Raw genomic sequence first — 24,847 nt, 5'->3', positions numbered from 1 at the left:
TCCTCGTCCGTCACGTAGGCTGGTCCTCTTCCCCGAGCGACCACCCTTTGATCACTGAGGAGCGCCGAACCACCGATGGCTGCTGACGCCGGGGACTTCGTCCACCTGCACGTGCACACCGAGTACTCCATGCTCGACGGAGCGTCGCTGCTCGACGGGTTGTTCACCCGCGTCAACGACCTCGGCATGCCGGCGATCGCGATGACCGACCACGGCAACCTGCACGGTGCCTACGACTTCTACTCCAAGGCGAAGAAGTACGGCGTCCAGCCCATCATCGGCATCGAGGCCTACATCACCCCCGGCACCCAGCGGGGCGAGCGGCGCCGGGTGCGCTGGGGCAAGGGCGACGCGGCCGAGGAGGGCGGCGACGACGTCGCCGGCGGTGGCGCCTACACCCACATGACGATGTGGGCCGAGTCCACCGAGGGCATGCACAACCTGTTCCGGCTCTCGTCGCGCTCGAGCCTGGAGGGCTACTACTTCAAGCCGCGGATGGACAAGGAGATCCTCGCCGAGCACAGCAAGGGGATCATCGTCTCCACCGGCTGCCCCAGCGGCGCGATCCAGACCCGCCTGCGGCTGGGTCAGTGGGACGAGGCGGTCCGCGAGGCGGCCGAGCTGCAGGACATCTACGGCAAGGAGTCCGTCTTCCTGGAGCTGATGGACCACGGCATCTCCATCGAGAAGCGGGTCCGCGACGACCTGCTGCGTCTCGGCAAGGAGCTCGGCATCCCGCCGATCGCGACCAACGACTCCCACTACAACAACCCCGAGGACGCCGACGCCCACGACGCCCTCATCTGCGTCGCGTCCGGCAAGCGGCTCTCCGACACCAACCGGCTCAAGTTCGACGGCGGCGGCTACTACATCAAGTCCGCGGCCGAGATGCGCGAGCTGTGGGCCGGGAAGTTCGGCATGCCCGAGGCGTGCGACAACACGGTGGCGATCGCCGAGCGCTGCTCGGTCGAGTTCACCGAGTCGACCGGCGGCTACATGGCCCGCGCCGACATCCCCGACGGCGAGACCGAGGAGTCCTGGTTCCGCAAGGAGGTGTGGCGCGGCATCGAGGCGCGCTACCCCGGCGACCGGCTGACCCAGGAGGTCAAGGACCGCGTCGAGATGGAGCTCGCGATCGTCTCGCAGAAGGGCTACTGCGGCTACTACCTCGTGGTCGCCGACTTCATCCAGTGGTCCAAGCGCAACGGCATCCGGGTGGGCCCGGGTCGTGGCTCGGGTGCGGGCTCGATCGCGGCGTACGCCCTGAGCATCACCGACCTGTGCCCCCTCGAGCACGGCCTGTTCTTCGAGCGCTTCCTCAACCCCGAGCGCCCCTCGATGCCCGACTTCGACATCGACTTCGACGACGCGCGGCGCGGCGAGGTCATCCAGTACGTCTCCGAGAAGTACGGCGCCGAGCGCGTCGCGCAGATCGCCACCTTCGGCCGGCTCAAGGCCAAGGCCGCGATCAAGGACGCCGCCCGGGTTCTCGACCACGGCTTCGCGATCGGCGACAAGATCACCAAGGCGATGCCGCCCGACGTCATGGGCAAGGGCGTGCCGCTCAAGGAGATCTTCAACCCCGAGCACAAGCGCTACAACGACGGCGGCGAGTTCCGCGCGCTCTACGAGTCCGACGCCGACGTCCGCACGATCTACCAGACGGCGGTCGGCCTCGAGGGCCAGATCCGCAACTGGGGTGTGCACGCGGCCGGCGTGATCATGTCCAGCGAGCCGCTGATCGACATCGTGCCGATCATGGCCCGCCCGCAGGACGGCGCGGTGATCACCCAGTTCGACTACCCGATGTGCGAGTCGCTGGGCCTGGTCAAGATGGACTTCCTGGGCCTGTCCAACCTGCGCATCCTCGAGGACGCGCTGGCCAACATCAAGGCCAACAAGGACGAGGTCGTCGTCCTCGAGGAACTCCCGTTCGACAACCGGGCCACCTACGAGCTGATGGGCCGGGGCGACACCCTGGGCGTGTTCCAGCTCGATGGCGGTGGCATGCGCGCGCTGCTGCGCTCGATGCTGCCCGACAAGTTCGCCGACATCACCGCGGTCAGTGCGCTCTACCGCCCCGGCCCGATGGGCGCCGACTCCCACAACAAGTACGCCCACCGCAAGAACGGGCGCCAGCCGATCGAGCCGATCCACCCGGCGCTCGCCGAGGCGCTCGAGCCGGTGCTGGGGGAGACCTACGGCCTGATCGTCTACCAGGAGCAGGTGATGGCGATCGCCCAGGTCCTGGCCGGCTACTCGCTGGGCGCGGCAGACAACATGCGCCGGGTCATGGGCAAGAAGAAGAAGGCCGAGCTCGACGCGCAGTTCGAGGGCTTCGAGGCCGGCATGCTCGAGCGGGGCTATCCCAAGGACGCGGTCAAGACGCTCTGGGAGATCCTCGTCCCGTTCGCCGACTACGCGTTCAACAAGTCCCACTCCGCGGCCTACGGCGTCATCACCTACTGGACCGCCTACCTCAAGGCCAACTACCCGACCGAGTACATGGCCGCGCTCCTCACGTCCGTCAAGGACGACAAGGACAAGATGGCGATCTACCTCAACGAGTGCCGTCGGATGAAGATCCAGGTGCTCCCGCCCGACGTCAACGAGTCGGCGCACAACTTCACCGCCGTCGGGCGCGACATCCGCTTCGGCCTCACCGCCGTGCGCAACGTCGGCTCCAACGTCGTCGACGGCATCGCCGAGGCCCGGGTCGAGAAGGGCCGGTTCACCGACTTCAACGACTTCCTGTCCAAGGTGCCGGCCACCGTGTGCAACAAGCGGGTCATCGACTCGCTGATCAAGGCCGGTGCCTTCGACGACATGAAGCACCTGCGTCGCGCCCTGGTCGCGATCCACGAGACCGCGGTCGACCAGTACGTCGACATCAAGCGCAACGAGGCGATCGGCCAGGACTCGCTGTTCGCCGGGCTGGGCGACGACGACGGGGGCGACGGAGGGTTCGGCGTGAGCGTCGCGATCCCCGAGATCGACGAGTGGGACAAGATGACCCTGCTCGGCCACGAGCGGGAGATGCTCGGCCTCTACGTCTCCGACCACCCGCTGCTCGGCCTCGAGCACGTCTTGTCCAACGGAACCGACTGCACCATCGGCCAGCTGGTCACCGACGAGAGCCGGCCGCACAACTCGACGGTGACGGTGGCCGGCCTGGTCACCTCGATCCAGCGCAAGATCACCAAGAACGGCGACCCGTGGGCCACCGTGACCCTCGAGGACCTCGAGGGCGCGATCGACGTGCTGCTGTTCCCGAGCAGCTACCGGCTCGCGGCGCCGTACCTCACCGAGGACGCGATCATCCGGGTGCGCGGCCAGCTCGACACCGACCGCGAGCCGGCGCAGCTGCGCGGCCAGGAGGTCACCGTCCCCGACCTGGAGCGGGGCAGCGACGGCCCGGTCGTGATCAGCCTGCCCTCGACCCGGTGCACCGGGCCGGTCGTGGCCCAGCTGCGCGAGGTGCTGACCTCCCACGCCGGGCTGACCGAGGTGCGGCTCCAGCTGCTGAGCCGCGACTCCACCAAGGTCATGCGACTGGGGGACAATCTGCGGGTGACTCCCTCGGTCTCCCTCTTCGCCGACCTCAAGCAGCTCCTCGGCCCGGGGTGCCTCGACCGATGAGGCGCCTGGCAGTCCTGCCGCTCCTCGTGCCCGTGGTGCTCGGCTCCCTCCTGGGTGCCGCTGGCGGCTGGCTGTGGTGGACGTGGTGGGGGCCCGCCCCCGACGGGAAGATCTACGACACCGTGGCCGGCAAGGCCTGGTACCCCGATCCGTTCGACCCGGGCATCACCCGCGACTTCAGCGGTACGGCGACCTATGTCGTCGTCGCCTTCGGGCTCGCGGTCCTGCTCGGCCTGGTCGGTGGCTGGCTCGCGCGCAACCAGGCTGTGGCCGGGATCATCGCGGTGCTGGTCGGCGCCGGGCTCGGTGTGCTGGTGATGACCCTGCTGGGGGAGTCGTTCAGCCCGGCCGACCCGGCCGGCCTGCTGTCCGCCCACAAGGTCGGCGACACCCTGCCGGGCCACCTCGCCGTCGCGGGCTGGACGCCCTACCTCGCGTGGCCGGTCGGCGCGATGCTCGCCTACCTGGTGCTGATGCTCGCGCTCAACCCTTCCGTATCCTCCGCACCCGCGCAGCCGTCAGCCGCACCAGCTCCGCAGGGCTGAGCTCGACCTCCATCCCGCGCCGGCCCGCCGACACGAACACCGTGTCGTGGTCCAGCGCGGAGTCGTCGACGACCGTCGGGTGCGCCTTGCGCTGCCCGAGCGGCGAGATCCCGCCGACGACGTACCCGGTGGCCCGCTCGGCCGCCTTCGGGTCGGCCATGGCCGCCTTGCGCCCCTCGACCGCGCGGGCCAGCGCCTTGAGGTCGAGCTGACCCGAGACCGGCACGACACCCACCACGAGGGCGCCGTCGATGTCGGCGAACAGGGTCTTGAAGACCCGCTCGGGCGCGACGCCCATCGCCTCGGCGGCCTCGCCGCCGTACGAGTCGGTGCGGGCGTCGTGGTCGTACTCGTGAACCGTGAACGCCACGCCGGCGCTCGTCAGCGCGGTGGTGGCCGGCGTACCGCCGCCGGACTGCTTCTTCCTCGCCATGACCTGCGCTCAGTTCGGCGACCAGCGGGTGCGGGCGACCTCGGTCGCCGGCAGCGAGGTGATCACGTTGATGGCCCGCAGCTCGGCGCGGAGCAGGTCGGTCACCAGCAGCAGCCGCTCGGTGGTGTCCTCGGCCTCGAGCAGCTGTTGCCGCTCACCCATCGGCAGCGGGCTGCAGGCCGCGAGCGTCCAGGACAGGTACGTCGGGTCCTGGGGCAGCTCGCCCTGCAGGGGGTCGCCGGCGATCGAGCTGAGCACGTGCCGGTACGCCGTGAACGTCGCCCGCGCCTGCTGCACGACGACCTCGGGCACCTCCGCCGGCCCGGCCGGCACCAGCGTCACCTCGCCGACGGGGTAGTCGCCCGTGGTGAGGAGACGGTCCAGCTGGATCCGGTCGCGGCCGACCGCGACGACGTCGAAGCTGCCGTCGGCGCGGGCCTCGACCTCGGTGAGCTGCAGACGCACACCGATGCGGTAGAGCGACTGGGTGCCGTGGTCACCGACCTCGTAGCCCTCGCGGATCGCCACCGACCCGAACAGCCGCTGCGCCGGGTCCTCGGTGCGCAGCAGGTGGTGCACCAGCGCGCGGTAGCGGTCCTCGAAGACGTGCAGCGGCACGCTGACCCCCGGGTAGAGCACCGCGTTCAGCGGGAACATCGGGAGCTGGTCCGTCACGTGTCCAACTTAGAGGGCGGACCCACCATCGACCGTAGAATCGGGGGCATGTCCCTGATCCGTCGCATCGACCTGCGTCAGGCCGGTCCCGAGACCGACTACCGCGCAGCAGTGCCCCGTGCCGACTTCGACATCGAAGCGGCGGTGCCGGCGGTGCATGCGATCTGCGAGGAGGTCCGCACCCGCGGGCTGGACGCGATCGTGGAGTTCGGGGAGAGGTTCGACGGCGTGCGCGTCGACGACATCCGGGTCGCGCCGGCCGCGATGCAGGCCGCGCTCGACAACCTCGACCCCGACATCCGTGCGGGCCTCGAGGAGTCGATCCGCCGGCTGCGGGCGACCTGCGCCAACGAGCTCGAGCAGGACGCGGTCACCGACCTCGGTCCCGGCGCCCGGGTCACCCACCGCAAGGTGCCGGTCGGCCGGGTCGGCCTGTACGTGCCCGGCGGCCTCGCACCGCTGGTGTCGAGCGTGCTGATGAACGTCGTCCCGGCCCAGACCGCCGGCGTCGAGTCGATCGCGCTGGCCAGCCCGCCGCAGAAAGAGTTCGGCGGCTCGGTCCACCCCACGATCCTGGCCGCGTGCGCGCTGCTCGGTGTCGAGGAGGTCTACGCCGTCGGCGGCGCCCAGGCGATCGCGATGTTCGCGTACGGCCTCAACGACGCTGACCCCTGCCGGCGCGTCGCCCGCGTTGATCTGGTGACCGGACCCGGCAACATCTGGGTCGTCACCGCCAAGCGGATCCTCAAGGGCCAGATCGGCATCGACTCCGAGGCCGGCCCCACCGAGATCGCGATCCTCGCCGACGACACCGGCAATGCCGCCTACGTCGCCGCCGACCTGATCAGCCAGGCCGAGCACGACCCGCTCGCCGCCTCGGTCCTCGTCACCACCTCCGAGCGGCTCGCCGCCGAGGTCGAGGCCGAGCTCGACCAGCAGGTCGCCGCGACCAAGCACAGCGAGCGGATCACCACCTCGCTCGCCGGCAAGCAGTCCGGCATCGTGCTGGTCCGCGACCTCGAGCAGGGGCTGGAGGTCGTCAACGCGTACGCCGCGGAGCACCTCGAGATCCACACCGAGGACGCCGCCGCCTGGGCGGCCCGGGTCCGCAACGCCGGTGCGATCTTCGTGGGCCCGCACGCCCCGGTCAGCCTCGGCGACTACTGCGCCGGGTCCAACCACGTGCTCCCGACGGCCGGCTGCGCCTGCCACTCCTCGGGGCTGTCGGTGCGCGCGTTCACCAAGTCGGTGCACGTGATCGACTACTCCGCCGCGGCGCTCGCCGAGGTCGCCGGCCACGTGGTCACCCTCGCCGAGGCCGAGGACCTGCCCGGCCACGGCGCCGCCATCACGGTCCGGTCGACGCGATGACCGCAGATAGCTGGCCGCCGCTCCGCGAGGAGCTGCGCGGGATCGAGCCGTACGGCGCCCCGCAGCTCGACGTGCCCGTCCAGCTCAACGTCAACGAGAACCCCTACGGCCCGTCCGAGGCTTGTATCGCCGACATCGCGGCGGCCGCGGGGGAGGCCGCTGCGACGCTGAACCGGTACCCCGACCGGGAGTTCACCGGCCTGCGCACCGCACTCGCGGCCTACCTCTCCAAAGACACCCCCGCCGGGGTCGTGCCCGAGCAGGTGTGGGCGGCCAACGGCTCCAACGAGGTCATGCTGCAGCTGCTGCAGGCCTTCGGCGGGCCGGGCCGCACGGCGGTGAGCTTCGCGCCGACGTACTCGATGTATCCGGAGTACGCCCGCGACACCAACACCCGCTGGGTCGCCGGGCGCCGGGCCGGGGACTTCGCGCTCGACCTCGACGCCGCGCGCGACCTGGTGAAGACCGAGCAGCCGAGCGTGATCCTGCTGCCGAGCCCCAACAACCCGACCGGCACCGCGCTGCCGCCCGAGGCTGTGTCCATGCTGTGCGAGGCCGCCGGCGGCAATGACATCAGCGGGATCGTCGTGGTCGACGAGGCGTACGGCGAGTTCCGGCGCACCGGCGTCCCGAGCGCGCTGGAGCTGCTGCCGTCGTACCGCAACCTCGTGGTCACCCGCACGATGAGCAAGGCGTTCGCGGGCGCTGGGCTGCGGCTGGGCTACCTCGCAGCGGCGCCCGAGATCTGCGACGCGATCCGCGTGGTGCGGCTGCCCTACCACCTCTCCGCCGTCACCCAGGCCGTCGCACTGGCGGCCCTGCGCCACGCGCCCGAGCTGCTCGGCAGGGTCGACGACCTGCGCCGCGAGCGGGACGCGCTTGTGGAGTGGCTGCGGGCCGAGGCGTACGACGTCGCCGACTCGGACGCCAATTTCGTGTTGTTCGGGCGATTCGCCGAGCGTCATGCTGTCTGGCAGGGTCTCCTCGACCGGGGAGTCCTGATCCGGGAGACCGGGCCCGACGGCTGGCTGCGGGTCTCGGTCGGCACCCCCGACGAGATGGCGGCCTTCCGGGCCGCACTGACCGATGTGAATGGAGAGCGCGCATGAACGCGAGCGCAGCGAGCGGTCGAGACGGCGGAGCCCGGACTGCTCGGATCGAGCGGCAGACGAGCGAGTCGAAGGTCGTCGTCGAGGTGAACCTCGACGGCACCGGCAAGCACGACATCTCCACGGGCGTCGGGTTCTACGACCACATGCTCACCGCGTTCGCGCGCCACGCGCTGGTCGACCTCACGGTGCAGACCGACGGCGACGTCCACATCGACGCCCACCACACCGTGGAGGACACCGCGATCACCCTCGGCCAGGCGCTGCGCCAGGCGCTGGGCGACAAGGTCGGCATCCGCCGGTTCGGCGACGCGACCGTCCCGCTCGACGAGGCGCTCGTGCACGCCGTCGTCGACGTGTCGGGGCGTCCCTACTGCGTCCACACCGGCGAGCCGGAGGGCCAGCAGTACGTCCAGCTCGGCGGCTCCGGGGTGTCCTACCTCGGCTCGCTGACCCAGCACGTCTTCGAGTCGATCGCCTTCCACGGCCACTTCGCGCTGCACGTGCGGGTGCTCGCGGGCCGCGAGCCGCACCACATCGTCGAGACCCAGTTCAAGGCGTTCGCCCGGGCCTTCCGCGACGCCGTCGCGATCGACCCGCGCGAGACCGGCATCCCCTCCACGAAGGGCGCTCTGTGAGCGCTCCGTCCGTCGTCGTCCTCGACTACGGCTCCGGGAACCTGCGCTCCGCCGTACGCGCGGTCGAGCGGGCCGGGGCCTCGGTCACCCTCACCGGCGACCTCGACACCGCGATGGAGGCCGACGGCCTGCTGGTGCCGGGCGTCGGCGCGTACGAGGCGTGCATGCGCGGGCTGCGGGCCATCCGCGGCGAGCGGATCATCGCCCGGCGGCTCTCCGGCGGCAGGCCGGTGCTCGGCATCTGCGTGGGCATGCAGATCCTGTTCGAGCGTGGGATCGAGCACGGCGTCGAGACCGAGGGCTGCGGCGAGTGGCCGGGCGTGGTCGAGCGGCTGCAGGCGCCGATCGTGCCGCACATGGGATGGAACACCGTGTCCGTGCCCGAGCGGACGCGGCTGTTCGCGGGGATCGAAGACGAGCGCTTCTACTTCGTGCACTCCTACGGCGTGCGCGACTGGACGCTGGTCACCAACGACCGCACGCCCGACAGCCACCAGCCGCTGGTGACCTGGGCCGAGCACGGTGGCGACCGTTTCGTCGCCGCGGTCGAGAACGGGCCACTGTGCGCGACCCAGTTCCACCCGGAGAAGTCGGGCGACGCGGGCGCGCAGCTGCTGCGCAACTGGGTCGCTTCGCTGGGCTGATCACCCGGGCCGGCCCCGTCACGGAGCCGACCCGGGCCGAGGTCAGCGGACCTTGAGCTTGGTCGTGGCGCTCGAGGAGCCGACGCTCCCGGTGTAGGACGCCGTGACCTTGTACTTGCCCTTCGGGAGCTTCTTGAAGGTCGCCTTCGCGGTGCCGCCGGTGATCGCGACGGTCTTGGTCTTCACCTTCTTGCCCTTCTTGAGGGTGAAGGTGATCGTGCCCGACGGGTTGGCGCCCGGCGCGGAGACGCTCGCCGTGACCGTCGCCTTGCGCGACTTCTTGACGTACTTCGCCTTGAGCGTGGTCGTCGAGGCCGGGGCCGCGGTTGCCTTCACGGAGCCGATGAGGGTGTTCTGACCGGCCGCCGGTGTGCAGGGGATGTCGAACGGCGACGGGGTGCCGTCGTTGAGCAGGACCATGCCGACCTTCTGCGCGCCGGCCGTGATCTCGTGTGTCGTCCCTTCCGGTCCCGCCGTGAAGGCCGGCATCACGCCGGTCCCCGTGAGCGCGATCGGTCCGCTGGCCGGGACGGTGGTCGTGGGAATCGTGATGGTCATAGGCACGGCCACGCCGTTGACCAGGTTGGTGGCCTGGACGGTCCCGCCGATCTGGTCGGTGCCGAGCAGCCCACGCATCGTGTCGGCCAGGCCTGCCGGCACGGTCATCACGGACGTGACCGTCGGGCTGACGGACGTCCCTGCCGGAGCGGTTGCCGGCGCGTTGGTGCTGACGTCCACCGAGAACGTGTTCGGACCGAGGATCGGCACGTCGCAGCTGAAGTCGATCGGCGTCGCCGAGGCCGTGCCCGCCGTACCGAGGACGACGGCGGTGCTGGCCGCGAGGCCGAGAACAGCGCCGGCGGACGCCGAGCGCAGGGTGAAGCGATGACGCAAGGTCATGTGGGTTTCCCTCCCGAAATGTGTGGTTGTGCCGGCCGCCACCCCTCCCAGGTGGCGGCCGGTTTCGACACCCCATCACAAAAAGAGAACAAGTTCTAGTCCCTTGGTCCCGTGTCTCGTCGGCTGTCTCGTCGGCTGTCGGCGAGACGCGGCGCGGGACCCCGATCCTGCTCATCTAGGATCGCGGCCATGACCGGCTACCTCGAGCTGCTGCCCGCCGTCGACATCAAGGGCGGCCAGGCCGTCCAGCTGGTGCAGGGCGTGGACGGCTCGGAGAAGCGCTTCGGCGACCCGATCGAGGCCGCGTTGCGCTGGCAGGAGGCCGGCGCCGAGTGGCTGCACCTGGTCGACCTGGACGCGGCCTTCGGACACGGGCAGAACCGCGAGCTGCAGGCCGAGATCGTCGGCCGCCTCGACATCCAGGTCGAGATGAGCGGCGGCATCCGCGACGACGAGTCGCTCGAGGCCGCCATGGCCACGGGCTGTCGTCGCGTCAACATCGGCACCGCCGCCCTCGAGCAGCCGGAGTGGTGTGCCCGCGCCATTGCGACGTACGGCGACCGGGTGGCCGTCGGCCTCGACGTACGCGGCCGCACGCTGGCTGCGCGCGGCTGGACCAAGGAGGGCGGCGACCTCTACGAGACGCTCGCCCGCCTCGACGCCGAGGGCTGTGCCCGCTACGTCGTCACCGACGTCAACAAGGACGGCATGCTGCAGGGCCCGAACCTCCAGCTGCTCGAGGACGTCTGCGCCGCCACGTCGCGTCCGGTCGTCGCCTCCGGCGGCGTCACGACACTCGACGACATCCGCGCGCTGATGAAGCTCGTGCCCGTCGGAGTCGAGGGCGCGATCGCCGGAACCGCCCTCTACACCGGGCAATTCACCCTGGAGGACGCACTCAAGCTGACCCGCGGCGGGCTGGTATGACCCTCGCGGTCCGGGTCATCCCGTGCCTCGACGTCGACGCCGGCCGGGTGGTCAAGGGCGTCAACTTCCAGGAGCTCCGCGACGCCGGTGACCCGGTCGAGCTGGCGCGCCTGTACGACGCCGAGGGCGCCGACGAGCTGACCTTCCTCGACATCTCCGCGTCCCACGAGGGTCGCGCGACCACGATGGACATCGTCTCCGCGACGGCCGAGCAGGTCTTCATCCCGCTCACCGTCGGCGGCGGCGTCTCCTCGGTCGAGGACGTCGACCGGCTGCTGCGCGCCGGCGCCGACAAGATCGCCGTCAACACCGCCGCCATCCGCCGCCCTGAGCTGATCGCCGAGATCGCCGACCGCTTCGGCAACCAGGTGCTGGTCCTCTCCGTCGACGCCCGCCGCGTGCCGAGTGGCTCCGAGGTCCGCACCGACTCGGGCTTCGAGGTCACCACCCACGGCGGCCGCCAGTCCGCCGGCATCGACGCGATCGAGTGGGCCGTCCGCGCCGCCGAGCTGGGCGCCGGCGAGATCCTCCTCAACGCGATGGACGCCGACGGCACCACCGACGGCTTCGACCTGGAGCTGATCCGCAAGGTCCGCGCCGAGGTGTCGGTCCCGGTCATCGCATCCGGAGGCGCCGGTGCCGTCGAGCACTTCCCGCCCGCCGTCGAGGCCGGCGCGGACGCCGTACTCGCCGCCACCGTCTTCCACTTCGGCACCCTGCGGATCTCGGACGTGAAGGCCTCCCTGTCTGCGGCAGGTGTGCCGGTCCGGTGACGGGGGAGGGTCCGGCCATGACCTACGACAGCTACGAACCGAGCGCCGTCGCGAACTCCGCCCAGTCCGAGTCCGAGACCGCGTCCGACGGCGCCGGCAGCCGGGGACCGTGGCGGGTCATGCTCGAGTACTCCAACCGCGGCGACCTCAAGCCGCCGACCGTCGTACAGATCGGCAAGACCGTTCACGCCGAGCGTGGCACCGCGCTCGAGGCCGCCCTGCGTGCCTGCCGCGAGTTCAACCCGCCCGACCCGGCGTTCGAGCAGCGCCGCGACGTCTACCGGGACGGTCCCGACGGGTTCCTGGTCGTGCTCGAGGGCGCGATGTCGACCTTCCACATGAGTGTGCGGATCGTCAGCCCGGTCGGCCCGCCGGGCTCCGACCAGTAGCCCACGACCGTCACGGCGTGGCGAGGCCGTCGGCACCGTCGCCGGCGCCGTCGCCGAGTTGCGCCGGCGGGGTGTCACGGACCGGAGGCGTGCGTAGGTCGGGTTCCGGACCGGTTGCGGCGGCGCAGCCGCACAGCAGAACGGCGATGGCCAGGCAGAGGACCCCGAGACGGGCACCGAGAACGTCCATGCCAGCAGCATGGTCCGATCGGGTCGGGCGTGCGCTGAGTTCTCCACAGGCCGCGAAAGAGGGGTGGTCCGCCGCGCAGCAACGTCGGATGCTGGCGGACATGCCCATCTCTCGGAAGCGGAACCGCACCCAACCTCGCCCTGATCGCCGACGGACGCGCAGGCGCGCTCAGCGAGCAGACCGTCGCCGAGTCATGGCGACCGTCCGGCCAGGACAGGACATCGAACACCTCCTCACCCCCAGCGACCACGAGGCGATGCGCGCTGCTGTGGACGCGGCAGCACGGGGCGACGCTCGGGCGGCGTATGAGCACGAGGTCGAAGGTCTGCTCGTCGAAGGCACGGTCAGGCCCGCGCGGCTCCAGGAGCTGATCTCATTGGGGGAGCACGGGGCGGGATGGCCCTTCGCTCGCTGGACGGTGGACCAGGCCTATCGCTGGATGCTGCTCGAGCGGGATCCGCGGACGGACGCGGCGGTCCGGATGGTGCTCGACGCTCTCCATCTGGAGCACGTCGAAGCGCTCCTGGACGATCCGGTCGCCCTGAAGGAGTACGGCACCATGGTCGCTGCCTGCGACTGGGTCGTGCAGCAGATCGCCGTCTTCGACTTCGGCGGCCTGGGAGACTTCCTGGAGGTACGCGCTGAACCCGGTCTCCTCGGCCGGGCTGATCTCGTCAACGAGTGGCGGAACGCGCCGATGGGCGCCTATGCCGGTCGCGGAACCCGCGGCTCGGCATTGGTGCTCGAGGACCTCGCGACGGGCGACGAGATCGAGGTCCTGAACCTGGGCGCCCTGGCCGAGCGCGACTCCGACGCGTTCCTGCTGGGCAGGCTGGTCCCGATCAGCGATCCGCCGTACCTCATGTTCGAGTCCCGTCCTCTCGAGATCGATGCCGAGACGGCGTCGGATGTCGTGATGTTGACCCGGGACAGCGTTGACGAAGGTCTGGGTTGGCTCGACGCCCTCGCCATGGCGCGCCTCGGGGGACGACTGGATCGCGGCTTCAGCTGCGAGGAGCGCACGCTCTACCTGACCGATCTGACCGTCATGGGTTCGCGCAAGGACGGCCGGTACGGCGATTCGCCCCGCGTTCGCGACCTCCGGGCGCAGGGATACCCGGCCGCCGTCGCCAATGCCGTCGGAGTGATCGAGGTGTGTCTCGTGGGAGTCAGCGTCGACGCGTCCGTCGCCGGCCGTGCGGCGCCACACCTCCGCGCAGCGTTCGCAGTGCCGGGTGCTCACGAGGCCGCGTTGAAGGAATGCACCGGCAGCCAGTGGATGAGTGCCTGGAGCACGCTGGCGGCTGCAGTCGATGGTCAGGCTCGCGAGCGCTGTGTGCAGCTGGGAGAGCTCTGTCGAGACGCAGCCTGAGGTTTGTGTCGGACCTCTTTGATGTGATGCCGGCATGGTCACCGATCGGGCGGTGGCGGACCTCCAGGGTCTGCCGGCAGTGGGGGTTCTCGACTTCGTCGAGGCTGCTCACGCTGCCCGCCTCGACGCCGAGCGGGACATCCTTCAGGCGGCCTACCACTGGGCCGTGCTGCACCACCCCGACCGACTCGCCCCGACCGACCGCCGCGCCAGGTTGCGTGCACGACGCCTCGGAGGCATGGGCACACCGCTGATCACCGAACACGCCGCAGCAGCCTTCGGAGCCCGGATCCAGACCAGCCCCTACGGTGCCCGCCAACTGATCGCCGACGCCCTCGACCTCCAGCTCCGCCTCCCACGCCTGTGGGCCGGCGTGCGAGCCGGGACCGTCCGCGTCCCGCACGCCCGCTTGGTCGCCACCGCCACCCGCGACCTCTCCGAGGACGAGGCGGCCTGGGTGGACGGTGAGCTAGTCGAGGTCGCCGACGGCCGGTTGGCCTGGTCCCGCTTCGAGGCCCTGGTCGAGGGCAAGATCGCCGCGGCCGCTCCTGAGCTGGCCCGGGCTCGTGAGGAGGCAGCCGCCAAGGAACGCTGCGCCCGCATGAGCCGGATCAACCGCCACGGCATGGCCACCTTCACCATCCGCGCCGACGCGGTCACGATCGCAGGCATGGACGCCGCCGTGAGCGCGGTCGCGGAGAAGGTGAAGGCCACGATGCCCGACGCCCTGCTCGACGACCGACGCGTCGCCGCCGCCGCGTTGCTGCTGAACCCGGCCAGCCACGTCGACCCTTCGGTAGGTCCGGTCGAGATCCGAGCGAAGGCCTACCTCCACATCTACGCCGACTCTCCGATCGCGCGGCTGGAGGGGCATGGTCCGGTCACGATCGGCCGGGTCGTCGAACTGCTGGGCGACAGCGCAGCGAAGGTTCAGATCACTCCCGTCCTTGACCTGGCCGCGATGGCGCCGGTCGATGCCTACGAGATCCCGGCCCGACTCCGTGAGGCCGTGCACCTGATCCACCCGGGCGACGTGTTCCCGTTCGCGGCCAACACGACGCGGCGGATGGACCTGGACCACGCGGTGCCCTACGCCGAAGGCGGGGCCACGAGCATCGACAACCTGGGGCCACTCACGCGGACGCACCATCGGATCAAGACCCATGCGGGCTGGCAGGTGCGACATCCGTTCCCCGGGATCGTGATCTGGCGCGATCCCTACGGGGCCCACTACCTGGTCGACCCGACCGGCACACGACGCATCACCGGCCACCTCGCCGGCGATCCGCCCACCCCTGCCGAGATCTCCTTCTCTGAGGTCCTGATCAACCAGCTCGCCGCGTGAGGAGCTCGTGGCCCCCGGGGTTGTCCACGAGTCGACGGTAGCGGTGCTGCGTGCCTGACCCTGCAGGAATAGGCTCGCGCGGTGCGAGGTTGCGGGCAGAAGTGAGCACAGGAAGCGGTACGACGTCCGCCGGGTTCGGCGTGCTCTGGGTGGCTATCAAGCGCGAGCCCTGGATCTTCGCGGTCTCGACGATCGGCAGCGTGCTCTTCGGTGCGCTGACCGTCGCCGACGCGTGGGTCCTGGGCTGGTCGACGGACCACGTCGTGCTGCCGGCGTTCCGGGACGGCGAGATCGGCGCCGGCCTGCTGTGGGCGGTGCTGGGCCTCTTCGTCGGGGTCGCCATCCTGCGCGCGGTCGGCATCGTGGCCCGCCGGCTGGGGGCGGGTGTCATGCAGTACCGGATGCAGGCGCACAGCCGCCGCGCCGTCACCCGCCAGTACCTCCGCCTCCCGATGGAGTGGCACCAGAAGCACCCGACCGGTGAGCTCCTCTCCAACGCGAACGCCGACGTCGAGGCGGCCTGGGGGCCGATCGCGCCGCTGCCGATGGCCGTCGGGACGGTCGCGATGATGGTCATCGCGGTGGTGCAGATGCTGCTCACCGACCTGGTCCTGGCCGCGGTCGGCCTGCTCGTCTTCCCGCTCGTCATCGGCGTCAACGTCGTCTACCAGCGCCTCGCCCAGGGCTGGGCGACACGCGCGCAGGAGCTGCGTGCCGAGCTCTCCGAGATCGCCCACGAGTCGTTCGACGGCGCGCTCGTCGTCAAGACCCTCGGCCGCGAGCCCGAGGAGACCCAGCGGTTCCGGGCCAAGGCCGAGGAGCTGCGCGAGGCCAACATCCGGGTCGGCCGGATCCGCGCGGCGTTCGACCCGACGCTCGCCGCGCTGCCCAACCTCGCGGTCCTCGTCGTCCTGGTGATCGGCGTGCACCGCGTCGTGTCCGGCTCGACGGTCGCCGGAGACGTCGTCACCATCGCCTACCTGCTCACCGTGGTCGCGTTCCCGATCCGGTCGATCGGTTGGCTGTTGGGCGACTTCCCGCGCAGCGTGGTGGGGTACCGACGGGTCGCTGCGGTCATCGCCGCCACCGGAGCCATGGAGTACGGCGACCGCGAAGCCCCCCGTCACGACGGCGGTGTTCGGCTGGAGGTCGACGGCGCGGCCTTCGGCTACACCGCCGGCCGGCCCCTGCTGCGCGAGGTCACCTTCGACGTCGAGCCCGGTCGCACCGTCGCACTCGTGGGCGCGACCGCGTCCGGGAAGAGCACGCTGACCGGGCTGCTGGCGCGACTGGTGGACGTCGACGCCGGCGCGATCCGGGTCGACGGGACCGACCTGCGCGAGCTGCGTCGCGGTGGGCTGGCGCAGGTGCTGGCCGTCGTGCCGCAGAGCGCGTTCCTGTTCGACGACACGGTCCGCGGCAACGTCACCCTGGGTGCACAACGAGGGGGCCTCGACATCACCGACGACGAGGTCTGGGCCGCGCTGCGCACCGCCCAGGCCGACGGCTTCGTCGCCGCGCTGCCCGACGGCATCGACACCCGGCTGGGGGAGCGCGGCACCTCCCTGTCCGGCGGTCAGCGGCAGCGCCTGGCGCTGGCCCGCGCACTCGTACGACGCCCGCGGCTCCTCGTGCTCGACGACGCCACGTCCGCGGTCGACCCCGAGGTCGAGGCCCGGATCCTGGCCGGCCTGCGCGCCGGCGGACCGGGTGGGAGCGAGACCACGCTGGTCGTGGTCGCCTACCGCAAGGCCACGATCGGCCTGGCCGACGAGGTGCTCTACCTCGTCGACGGCCGGATCGCCGACCGCGGCCCCCACGAGGAGCTGGTCGCTCGCAACGCCGACTACGCCCGCCTCGTCAACGCCTACGAGACCGAGCACGAGGAGGTGACCGCATGAGCACGACCCTGACTCCGGAGCGGGGCGCTCCCGAGCACACCCGGCTCGCGACCGGCGAGGACATCGGCGCCTGGGAGACCATCCGGCGCGGCATCCGCCACTCGCCCGAGCTGGTCGAGGGGGTCGGCTGGACCCTCGCGCTGGCCGTGCTCGCCTCGGTCGGCCAGGTCGTCGTACCCATCGCCGTGCAGCAGACCATCGACAAGGGCCTGCGCGGCCCCGACGGCCCGGACCCGGCCTTCACGACCTGGCTCGCACTCGCCGCGGCCGCCGCGATCGTGGTGACCAGCTGGGCGTCGTACGCCATGACGGCGCGGCTCTTCTCCTCGGCTGAGCGCGGCCTCGCGACCCTGCGGGTCAAAGCGTTCCGCCATGTCCACGACCTGCCGCTGCTCACCCAGAACACCGAGCGCCGCGGTGCGCTCGTCTCGCGCGTGACCAGCGACGTCGACCAGGTCAGCCAGTTCCTCGTGTTCGGCGGCCTGATCTTCGTGGTGAGCGTCGGGCAGATGCTCATCGCGACGGTGGTGATGGTCTTCTACAGCTGGCAGCTCGCCGTCGTCGTGTGGGTCTGCTTCGCGCCGCTCTTCCTCAGCCTGCGCTACTTCCAGCGCAAGCTGGCCGCCGCCTACGGGACCGTACGACGCCAGGTCGGCGTGCTGCTCTCGGCGGTCTCCGAGCCGGTGGTCGGGGCGGCGGTCGTGAAGTCGTACGCGATCGAGGCGCGCACCCAGGAGCGGATCGACACCGCCATCGACACCCACAAGGCGGCCAGCACCCGCGCCCAGGGCTTCACCGCGTTCTCGTTCAGCCTCGGCGGCATCTCCGCCGGCTTCGCCAACGCCGGCGTGCTCATCGTCGGCATCTGGCTCGGCCAGGGCTTCGCGTGGGGCCGATCATCAGGCGGCATCACGGCCGGCGAGGTGCTCGCCTTCGCGTTCCTGGTCACCCTCTTCGTCGGGCCGGTCCAGATGGGCACCCAGATCCTCACCGACGCCCAGAACGCCATCGCCGGCTGGCGTCGCGTCATCGGCATCCTCGACACCCCGGCCGACCTCGTCGACCCCGGACCCTCCGGGCAGAGCCTGCCCAAGGGCGCGATCGACGTCCGGTTCGACGCCGTCACCTTCGCCTACCCGGGCGGTCCCGACGTCCTCAGCGACATCGACCTCGTGGTCCCCGCGGGCCAGCGGGTCGCGGTCGTGGGGGAGACCGGATCCGGCAAGTCGACCATCGCCAAGCTGCTCACCCGGCTGATGGACCCCAGCCGCGGCCGGGTGCTGCTCGACGGCATCGACCTGCGCGAGGTCGCCGAGAGCGCGCTGCGCCGCAGCGTCGTGCTGGTGCCACAGGAGGGCTTCCTCTTCGACGACACCCTTGCCGCCAACGTCCGCTACGGCCGGATCGGCGCCACCGAGGACGACATCCGCGAGGCGGCAGACACGATCGGCCTCGGCGACTGGCTGGCCGGGCTGCCCGACGGCGTCGACACCCGGGTCGGCCAGCGCGGCGAGGCCCTCTCGGCGGGGGAGCGCCAGCTGGTCGCCCTGCTCCGTGCCCAGCTCGCCGACCCCGACCTGCTGGTCCTCGACGAGGCCACCAGCGCTGTCGACCCCGAGCTGGAGACCCGGATCGGAAGGGCCCTCGAGCGGCTGATGAGCGGACGCACGTCGGTCACCATCGCCCACCGGCTCTCCACCGCCGAGGCCGCCGACGTGGTCGTGGTCGTCGACCGGGGGCGCATCGTCCAGCACGGCCCGCACGCCGAGCTCGTGAGGCAGGCGGACACCCCCTACGCGAGGCTGCACGCGTCGTGGGTGGCCCAACACGGATAATGGACTCGTGAGTCTTCCCTCCGAGATCGCCGACCGCCTCAAGCGCACTCCCGACGGGCTGGTGCCGGCGGTGGTGCAGCAGCATGACACCGGCGAGGTGCTCATGCTCGCGTGGATGGACGACGAGGCGCTGCACCGCACACTGACGACCGGGCGGGCGACGTACTGGAGCCGCTCGCGGGGCGAGTACTGGGTCAAGGGTGAGACGTCCGGCAACCCCCAGCAGGTCAAGGAGGTCCGCCTCGACTGCGACGGCGACACCCTGCTGGTCAAGGTCGACCAGGTCGGCGTCGCCTGCCACACCGGGGCGCGCACCTGCTTCGACCAGGGCCTGATCGACGACGGGGGGCTGCTCGGTGGCTGAGCGCACCGACAACGCCCGTCGCACCTTCGGCCCGGTCGTCCTGCTCGGCCTCGCCGGCAGCGGCTTCGCCGCGGTCGCGGGCCACAAGGCGATGCTCGCGATCCCCGAGGCGACGCTCACCGCGGCCGGCGGCATCGCCCCCACCGTGCAGGAGCGCTCCGTGGAGTTCCCGCTCGCCGGCGCCCTGGCGCTGGTCGCGCTCGCCGCCTGGGGCGTCCTGCTCGTCACGCGCGGTATCGTGCGCCGCGGCGCCGCCGTCCTCGCGCTGGTCGCGGCCGCCGGCGTCCTCGCCGTGGTCGTCATCGGCGGCTTCGTCCAGGACGACGACGCCACGGCCGACCTCGCCACCCGCCTCGGCCTCAACGTCACGGCCGTCGACGTCGAGCGCAGCGGCTGGCTGTGGGTCGCCCTCGGCTGCGCCCTGGTCGCCCTCGTCGCCGCGGGTGCCGCCGTACGCCTGGTGCCGTCGTGGCCCGAGATGGGCAGCCGGTACGACGCCCCCACGGCCGCGGGGACCGGGTCGCCGGCGGGTGCCGGCCAGGATCCCGCCGGGCAGTCGAACCTCGACCTGTGGAAGTCACTCGACGAGGGCCACGACCCCACGGACGAGTGAACCCCTCCACCCCCTAGAATCACACCCGATCCACCCGAACGAGCGAGGAGTTCCCTCTCATGGCCGACAACCACGGCAACACCCCCGCGGCCTGGACCGCCGTCCTCGTCGCGCTCGTCGGCTTCGTCGTGGGCGCGATCGGCATGTCCCTGCACCCGCTGAACTGGGCCCTGTTCTGGATCGGCACGGCCGTCGTGGTCGCCGGAGGCGTCGTCTTCCTGGTGATGGCCAAGATGGGCTTCCACGAGGCCGGTCACTGACCCTCGCGACCCGGCGGCGCCGCATGGTGCCGCCCGCCCTCGTCGTCGGCGGCCTCGCTGCGGCGACTCTCGCCCTGCACCTGCGCGACCCGCACGAGCAGGGCAGCTGGGGGCTGTGCCCCTCGGCGGCCATCGGGATCTACTGCCCGGGCTGTGGCGGCCTGCGCGCCGTCAACGACCTCACCGACCTGCAGTTCGGCGCCGCGGCGTCGAGCAACCTGCTCTTCGTGGTCGCGCTGCCGTTCGTGCTCTACGCGATGGTGCGTTGGACGCACGGGCGCTGGACCGGACGGGCCTGGTCGGTCCCCGATCGCCGCACGACCGTGCTGACGGTCGGGCTGGTCGGGGTGATGCTCCTGTTCGCCGTCGTGCGCAACACCCCGGCGGGGTCCTGGCTCGCCCCCTAGCACCCGGGGCTAGACGCTGTAGCTGCTCACCACGAACACGATCAGCGCGATGTTCGCGACGCCGATCGCCGCGCCGATGGCGCCGGTGATGATGCCGGCCAGCGCCATGCCGTCACCGGTCTTCGCGCCTCCCGAGCGGCGGATGTCCGTCTTCGCGAGCACCCCGCAGATGATGCCCGCGATCCCGATCAGGCCGACGAACCCGAAGAAGCCGAAGAAGCCGCAGAACCCGAGAACCACGCCGACGATGCCGGTCACCATCGACGCGACGGCGAGACCGGACTGCTGCCGCGGCGGACCGTAGCCGTAGGGCGGGTAGGGGCCCGGCGGCGCTGCGCCGTACGGGGGAGGGGGCTCGTTCGCGCTCACAGCGGTCCTTCGGTGCGGGTCGGGTGACAAACGCCCCCTGCCGCCGCAGCGGTCAGGGGGCGTTCGGTGGTCTCGGCGCGGCTCAGCTGGAGGAGAGCGCGGCGATGAAGATGATCGCGTAGATCACGATGCCGATCGCGGACCAGACGGTGCCGATGATGCCGCAGATCCAACCGGCCTTGATGACGCCCGCGTTGGAGTAGTTGGCAGTCTTGCTCTCGTCGAGGGCCTTCTTGCCCATGATGATCGCCGGGATGCCGGTGAAGATTCCGCAGCAGACGATGCTCAGGATGCCGAGGATCAGGATCGTCGTGCCCTGCGGGTGGTCTCCTCCACCGACGGGACCGCCGTATCCGTAGCCACCAGCGGGCGGCGGGGGCGGGGTGCCGTAGTTCGGCGGCTCGTTGTAGCTCACGATGAGGTCCCTTCTCAGGTGTGCAGGTGTCGTGCGGCCCGACCGAGTTCCGGGCGGTGTGTGGAACCCTAACGGCCGCGTGCCACACTCGACACCACGCGTCGGTGTGTCGGTGCCGTCGGACCTTCCCCAGCGCGAGCCGCCCACCAAACCTGCGCGGTGAACCAGAGCCCACCACAGAAACGTCACGGAGGCGTCAGATGTCGGCCCCCCAGGCCTCCCAGCCCACGGTGCTGGACGGGATCGTCGCCGGAGTGCTCGAGGACCTCGCCGCCCGCCAGGCGGTGACCTCGGAGGCGGACCTGCGGGCCGCGCTCGCCGACGTCGACCCGCCGCGCGACCCGATGCCGCACCTGCGCGCACCCGGCTCGAGCGTGATCGCCGAGGTGAAGCGCCGGAGCCCGAGCAAGGGCGCCCTGGCCGACATCCCCGACCCGTCCGCCCTCGCGAGCGAGTACGCCGCCGGCGGCGCGGCCGCGATCAGCGTGCTGACCGAGCAGCGACGCTTCGGAGGCAGCCTCGACGACCTGCGCGCGGTCCGCGCCAGTGTCGACACTCCGCTGCTGCGCAAGGACTTCATCGTCACCGAGTATCAGCTCCTCGAGGCCCGGGCCGCCGGCGCCGACCTGGCGCTGCTCATGGTGGTCTCGCTGCCGGGCGAGCGGCTGCGCCGCCTCCACGACTACGCCCGCGAGCTCGGCCTCACCGTGCTGATGGAGGTCCACGACGAGGAGGAGACCGCCCGTGCGGTCGAGGTCGGCGCCGAGCTGGTCGGCGTCAACGCGCGCAACCTCAAGACGCTCGAGGTCGACCTCGACGTCTTCGGCCGGCTCGCGCCCCTCATCCCGGACGACCGGGTCAAGGTCGCCGAGTCCGGCATCTTCGGACCCGAGGACGTCGAGCGGTTCGTCGGCGAGGGCGCCCGTGCGGTGCTCGTCGGCGAGGCGCTCGTGAAGGACGGCGCACCGCGCCAGGCGGTCGCAGCAATGACGGGCCTGAAAACAATGGATCAGAGGGCTGGATGAGCAAGTTCGATGCCGACGCGTTCGGCTGGTTCGGGGGGACGGGCGCATTCGGCGGCCGCTTCATGCCGGAGGCGCTGATGGCAGCGCTCGACGAGCTCGACGTGGCGTGGCGCGATGCCATGGCCGACCCCGCGTTCACGGGCGAGTTCGACCGACTGCTCACCGACTACGCCGGCGTCCCGAGCATGCTGTACGACGCCACCCGGCTCTCCGAGGCCGCCGGTGCCCGGATCCTGCTCAAGCGCGAGGACCTCAACCACACCGGCGCCCACAAGATCCGCAACGTGCTCGGCCAGGCGCTGCTCACCAAGCGGATGGGCAAGACCCGCGTGATCGCCGAGACCGGCGCCGGCCAGCACGGCGTCGCCTCGGCCACCGCCGCGGCGTACCTCGGGCTCGACTGCACCGTCTACATGGGCGAGGTCGACACCGAGCGGCAGGCCCTCAACGTGGCCCGGATGCAGCTGCTCGGCGCCGAGGTGGTCCCGGTCCGGAGCGGCTCGCGCACGCTCAAGGACGCCATCAACGAGGCGTTGCGCGACTGGGTCGCCAGTGTCGACGAGACGGCCTACCTGTTCGGCACGGCCGCCGGCCCGCACCCGTTCCCCAGCCTGGTGCTCAGCTTCGTGCGCGGGATCGGCGACGAGGCGCGCCGGCAGTGCCTCGACCAGTACGGCGCCCTGCCGGACGCGGTCGCCGCCTGCGTGGGCGGCGGGTCCAACGCGATCGGCCTGTTCGCCGGCTTCGTCGACGACCCGGAGGTCGCGATCTACGGCTTCGAGGCGGGCGGTGACGGCGTCGAGACCGGGCGCCACGCGGCGACCATCTTCGCCGGCACCATCGGCGTCCTCCACGGTGCGCGCACCTTCGTCCTGCAGGACGAGGACGGCCAGACCATCGAGTCCCACTCGATCTCCGCCGGCCTCGACTACCCGGGCGTCGGGCCGCAGCACTCCGCGCTCTCGGCGTCCGGACGGGCGACGTACCTGCCCGTCACCGACACCGAGGCCATGGACGCGATGGCGCTGCTCGCCCGCACCGAGGGGATCATCCCGGCCATCGAGTCCGCCCATGCCGTCGCCGGCGCCCTGCGGGTCGCCGAGGAGCGTCCCGGCCAGACGATCCTGGTCAACCTGTCCGGTCGTGGCGACAAGGACATGGGCACGGCCATGGACTGGTTCCACCTCGGCGAGGCGGGCGAGAAGTCGGGCCAGAAGTCGGGCCAGAAGTCGGGCCAGAAGTCGGGCCTGGAGTCGGGCCTGGAGTCGGGGGAGAGCGAGTGAGCACCACCAGCACCGCGTTCGAGAAGGCGCGGGCCGAGGCTCGGGCGACGCTCGTCGGCTACCTGCCGGCCGGCTTCCCCGACGTCGAGGGCAGCATCGCCGCGCTGAGGACGATGGTCGCGGCCGGCTGCGACGTGATCGAGATCGGCCTGCCCTACAGCGACCCGGTCATGGACGGCCCGATCATCCAGGCCGCCGCGCAGCAGGCCCTCGACGCCGGCATCCGCACGAGCGACGTGCTGCGGGTCGTCGAGGCGGTCGCCGCCACCGGCACGCCCACCCTGGTGATGACCTACTGGAACCCGGTGGAGAGGTACGGCGTGGAGCGGTTCTCACAGGACCTCGCCGACGCCGGGGGAGCGGGCCTGATCACGCCCGACCTCACGCCGGACTACGCGCCCGAGTGGATCGCCGCCGCCGATGCCCGCGACCTCGACAAGGTCTTCCTGGTCTCCCCGTCGTCGACCGACGAGCGGATCGCGCTGACCACCGCGGCCTCCCGCGGCTTCGTCTACGCCACCGGCGTCATGGGCGTCACCGGCACCAAGCAGGCCACCGCCGCGGGCGTGGCCCCACTGATCGCGCGCACCAAGGCCCTGAGCCCGAAGCAGGGGGCCGACCTCCCGGTCGGCGTGGGCGTCGGGGTCAGCACGGGCGCCCAGGCGGCCGACCTGGCGTCGTACGCCGACGGGGTGATCGTCGGCTCCGCCTTCGTCCGCACCCTGCTCGACCACCCCCGCGACCGGGCCGCGGGCCTGGCCGCCCTGGCAACGCTCACCGAGGAGCTCGCAGGAGGTGTCCGTGCGTAGGCTCGCAGCCCTCGTCGTCCTGCTCGGCCTGGCGCTGTCGGCCTGCAGCGGCGAGTCCGACACCTTCACCGGAAGCCGGCTGACCAACCCCTACAAGGCCTCCGACATCGCGCTGACCGACACCGGCGGGTCGTCGTACTCCCTCGGCAAGGACACCACGAAGCCGCTCACCCTGGTGTTCTTCGGCTACACCAGCTGCCCCGACTACTGCCCGATGGTCATGAACAACCTGGCCGCGGCGATGAACCGGCTCGACTCCGCGGACCGCAAGGAGGTCGACGTGGTGTTCGTGACCACCGACCCGGCCCGCGACGACGAGAAGACGCTGCGGACCTACCTGGACCGCTACGACAAGGACTTCATCGGCGTCACCGGCGACCTCGACACCATCATCGAGATCGGCAACTCACTTCACGTCTACGTCAGCGACGGGAAGAAGCTGCCCACCGGCGGCTACGACCTGGGCGGCCACACCACCAGCACCTTCGCCATCGACAGCAGCCATCAGGCCGTCGCGCTGTGGAGCCAGGAGACCTCGAGCGCGGAGTTCGCCTCGGACATCCACACGCTGCTCACCGACGACTGACACACGACCAGGACACGACCAGGAGTCGCC

General features: G+C 71.2%; 27 protein-coding genes. 21 read left to right on the top strand and 6 right to left on the bottom strand.

What is annotated here, in order from left to right; genetic code table 11:
- Nucleotides 1–75: 75 nt before the first annotated feature.
- A complete protein-coding gene (gene dnaE / locus QI633_RS15400; RefSeq protein WP_141798393.1) occupies nucleotides 76–3,639 on the top strand; it encodes a DNA polymerase III subunit alpha in 3,564 nt (1,187 codons plus the stop codon).
- Entirely contained in the window at nucleotides 3,636–4,184 is a 549-nt protein-coding gene (locus tag QI633_RS15395) for a hypothetical protein (protein WP_141798394.1), read from the top strand. The genes dnaE and QI633_RS15395 overlap by 4 nt, the downstream gene beginning before the upstream one ends.
- Here QI633_RS15395 and ybaK read toward each other — a convergent pair.
- Both ybaK and QI633_RS15385 read right to left on the bottom strand, forming a co-directional pair.
- Entirely contained in the window at nucleotides 4,123–4,617 is a 495-nt protein-coding gene (ybaK, locus tag QI633_RS15390) for a Cys-tRNA(Pro) deacylase (protein WP_282426277.1), read from the bottom strand. The two genes, QI633_RS15395 and ybaK, sit on opposite strands and share 62 nt — an antisense overlap.
- A 9-nt stretch (nucleotides 4,618–4,626) precedes the next feature.
- Entirely contained in the window at nucleotides 4,627–5,292 is a 666-nt protein-coding gene (locus QI633_RS15385) for an LON peptidase substrate-binding domain-containing protein (RefSeq protein WP_282426276.1), read from the bottom strand.
- Nucleotides 5,293–5,346: 54 nt separating this feature from the next.
- Here QI633_RS15385 and hisD point away from each other — a divergent pair, with 54 nt between their 5' ends.
- From hisD to hisH, 4 genes are read left to right on the top strand one after another with little or no spacing between them, the layout of a single operon-like run.
- Nucleotides 5,347–6,663, top strand: coding sequence for a histidinol dehydrogenase (gene hisD, locus QI633_RS15380; RefSeq protein WP_141801016.1), 1,317 nt, complete (start codon nucleotides 5,347–5,349; stop codon nucleotides 6,661–6,663).
- Nucleotides 6,660–7,772, top strand: a complete 1,113-nt coding sequence (locus QI633_RS15375; protein ID WP_282426275.1) for a histidinol-phosphate transaminase — start codon at nucleotides 6,660–6,662, stop codon at nucleotides 7,770–7,772. Before hisD ends, QI633_RS15375 begins: the two co-directional genes overlap by 4 nt.
- A complete protein-coding gene (gene hisB, locus QI633_RS15370; protein WP_282426274.1) occupies nucleotides 7,769–8,410 on the top strand; it encodes an imidazoleglycerol-phosphate dehydratase HisB in 642 nt (213 codons plus the stop codon). Before QI633_RS15375 ends, hisB begins: the two co-directional genes overlap by 4 nt.
- Nucleotides 8,407–9,054 carry an imidazole glycerol phosphate synthase subunit HisH gene (gene hisH / locus QI633_RS15365; protein WP_141798399.1) on the top strand — a complete coding sequence of 216 codons (648 nt, stop codon included), beginning with the start codon at nucleotides 8,407–8,409 and terminating at the stop codon, nucleotides 9,052–9,054. The genes hisB and hisH overlap by 4 nt, the downstream gene beginning before the upstream one ends.
- A gap of 42 nt (nucleotides 9,055–9,096) precedes the next feature.
- On the opposite strand, the gene QI633_RS15360 is transcribed toward hisH, so the two are convergent.
- Entirely contained in the window at nucleotides 9,097–9,954 is an 858-nt protein-coding gene (locus QI633_RS15360) for a DUF6801 domain-containing protein (protein WP_141798400.1), read from the bottom strand.
- Nucleotides 9,955–10,143: 189 nt separating this feature from the next.
- Between QI633_RS15360 and priA the strand changes: the two genes are divergently transcribed.
- Genes priA through QI633_RS15345 form a run of 3 tightly spaced genes read left to right on the top strand, consistent with a single transcriptional unit; the run spans nucleotide 10,144 to nucleotide 12,043 of the window.
- Nucleotides 10,144–10,881 (top strand): bifunctional 1-(5-phosphoribosyl)-5-((5-phosphoribosylamino)methylideneamino)imidazole-4-carboxamide isomerase/phosphoribosylanthranilate isomerase PriA, encoded by a 738-nt coding sequence (gene priA, locus QI633_RS15355; protein WP_141798401.1) that lies wholly within the window; start codon nucleotides 10,144–10,146, stop codon nucleotides 10,879–10,881.
- Complete coding sequence (hisF, locus tag QI633_RS15350; RefSeq protein ID WP_141798402.1) at nucleotides 10,878–11,654, top strand: imidazole glycerol phosphate synthase subunit HisF; 777 nt, start codon at nucleotides 10,878–10,880, stop codon at nucleotides 11,652–11,654. Before priA ends, hisF begins: the two co-directional genes overlap by 4 nt.
- 17 nt (nucleotides 11,655–11,671) lie before the next feature.
- Complete coding sequence (locus QI633_RS15345; RefSeq protein WP_141798403.1) at nucleotides 11,672–12,043, top strand: hypothetical protein; 372 nt, start codon at nucleotides 11,672–11,674, stop codon at nucleotides 12,041–12,043.
- Between the two features lie 10 nt (nucleotides 12,044–12,053).
- Here QI633_RS15345 and QI633_RS15340 read toward each other — a convergent pair whose 3' ends face one another.
- Nucleotides 12,054–12,233, bottom strand: a complete 180-nt coding sequence (locus QI633_RS15340; protein WP_141798404.1) for a hypothetical protein — start codon at nucleotides 12,231–12,233, stop codon at nucleotides 12,054–12,056.
- A 193-nt stretch (nucleotides 12,234–12,426) separates the two neighbouring features.
- On the opposite strand from QI633_RS15340, the gene QI633_RS15335 reads away from it, so the two are divergent.
- From QI633_RS15335 to QI633_RS15300, 8 genes are all read left to right on the top strand, one after another.
- Entirely contained in the window at nucleotides 12,427–13,605 is a 1,179-nt protein-coding gene (locus QI633_RS15335) for a hypothetical protein (RefSeq protein ID WP_282426273.1), read from the top strand.
- Between the two features lie 34 nt (nucleotides 13,606–13,639).
- Nucleotides 13,640–14,950, top strand: a complete 1,311-nt coding sequence (locus tag QI633_RS15330) for an HNH endonuclease signature motif containing protein (RefSeq protein WP_141798406.1) — start codon at nucleotides 13,640–13,642, stop codon at nucleotides 14,948–14,950.
- Nucleotides 14,951–15,051: 101 nt separating this feature from the next.
- The gene (locus QI633_RS15325) at nucleotides 15,052–16,851 is read left to right on the top strand and encodes an ABC transporter ATP-binding protein (protein WP_260805933.1); all 1,800 of its coding nucleotides are present in this window, start codon (nucleotides 15,052–15,054) and stop codon (nucleotides 16,849–16,851) included.
- Nucleotides 16,848–18,686, top strand: a complete 1,839-nt coding sequence (locus tag QI633_RS15320; protein WP_141798408.1) for an ABC transporter ATP-binding protein — start codon at nucleotides 16,848–16,850, stop codon at nucleotides 18,684–18,686. The genes QI633_RS15325 and QI633_RS15320 overlap by 4 nt, the downstream gene beginning before the upstream one ends.
- Nucleotides 18,687–18,693: 7 nt before the next feature.
- Nucleotides 18,694–19,050 (top strand): phosphoribosyl-AMP cyclohydrolase, encoded by a 357-nt coding sequence (gene hisI / locus QI633_RS15315; protein ID WP_141798409.1) that lies wholly within the window; start codon nucleotides 18,694–18,696, stop codon nucleotides 19,048–19,050.
- Nucleotides 19,043–19,663 carry a Trp biosynthesis-associated membrane protein gene (locus QI633_RS15310; RefSeq protein ID WP_282426272.1) on the top strand — a complete coding sequence of 207 codons (621 nt, stop codon included), beginning with the start codon at nucleotides 19,043–19,045 and terminating at the stop codon, nucleotides 19,661–19,663. The genes hisI and QI633_RS15310 overlap by 8 nt, the downstream gene beginning before the upstream one ends.
- A gap of 59 nt (nucleotides 19,664–19,722) precedes the next feature.
- A complete protein-coding gene (locus tag QI633_RS15305; protein WP_141798411.1) occupies nucleotides 19,723–19,923 on the top strand; it encodes an HGxxPAAW family protein in 201 nt (66 codons plus the stop codon).
- 23 nt (nucleotides 19,924–19,946) lie between these two features.
- A complete protein-coding gene (locus QI633_RS15300) occupies nucleotides 19,947–20,330 on the top strand; it encodes a DUF2752 domain-containing protein (protein WP_282426271.1) in 384 nt (127 codons plus the stop codon).
- Nucleotides 20,331–20,339: 9 nt separating this feature from the next.
- Here the strand turns inward: QI633_RS15300 and QI633_RS15295 are convergent, their stop codons facing one another.
- Nucleotides 20,340–20,699 (bottom strand): DUF4190 domain-containing protein, encoded by a 360-nt coding sequence (locus tag QI633_RS15295; protein ID WP_141798413.1) that lies wholly within the window; start codon nucleotides 20,697–20,699, stop codon nucleotides 20,340–20,342.
- 82 nt (nucleotides 20,700–20,781) lie between these two features.
- Nucleotides 20,782–21,114, bottom strand: a complete 333-nt coding sequence (locus tag QI633_RS15290; RefSeq protein WP_186348228.1) for a DUF4190 domain-containing protein — start codon at nucleotides 21,112–21,114, stop codon at nucleotides 20,782–20,784.
- 200 nt (nucleotides 21,115–21,314) lie between these two features.
- Between QI633_RS15290 and trpC the strand changes: the two genes are divergently transcribed.
- The 4 genes from trpC to QI633_RS15270 are packed head-to-tail and all read left to right on the top strand — an operon-like array spanning nucleotide 21,315 to nucleotide 24,817.
- A complete protein-coding gene (trpC, locus tag QI633_RS15285) occupies nucleotides 21,315–22,139 on the top strand; it encodes an indole-3-glycerol phosphate synthase TrpC (RefSeq protein ID WP_141798414.1) in 825 nt (274 codons plus the stop codon).
- The gene (gene trpB / locus QI633_RS15280; RefSeq protein WP_282426270.1) at nucleotides 22,136–23,422 is read left to right on the top strand and encodes a tryptophan synthase subunit beta; all 1,287 of its coding nucleotides are present in this window, start codon (nucleotides 22,136–22,138) and stop codon (nucleotides 23,420–23,422) included. The genes trpC and trpB overlap by 4 nt, the downstream gene beginning before the upstream one ends.
- Nucleotides 23,419–24,231 carry a tryptophan synthase subunit alpha gene (trpA, locus tag QI633_RS15275; protein WP_282426269.1) on the top strand — a complete coding sequence of 271 codons (813 nt, stop codon included), beginning with the start codon at nucleotides 23,419–23,421 and terminating at the stop codon, nucleotides 24,229–24,231. Before trpB ends, trpA begins: the two co-directional genes overlap by 4 nt.
- Nucleotides 24,224–24,817: an SCO family protein gene (locus QI633_RS15270; protein ID WP_260805934.1), complete on the top strand. Its 594-nt coding sequence runs from the start codon at nucleotides 24,224–24,226 to the stop codon at nucleotides 24,815–24,817. Before trpA ends, QI633_RS15270 begins: the two co-directional genes overlap by 8 nt.
- Nucleotides 24,818–24,847 lie beyond the last annotated feature (30 nt).

Source organism: Nocardioides sp. QY071 (assembly GCF_029961765.1).
GTDB lineage: Bacteria > Actinomycetota > Actinomycetes > Propionibacteriales > Nocardioidaceae > Nocardioides.
Note: the sequence above shows the minus strand (reverse complement) of the source record. Positions and strands in the feature narration are given on the sequence as shown.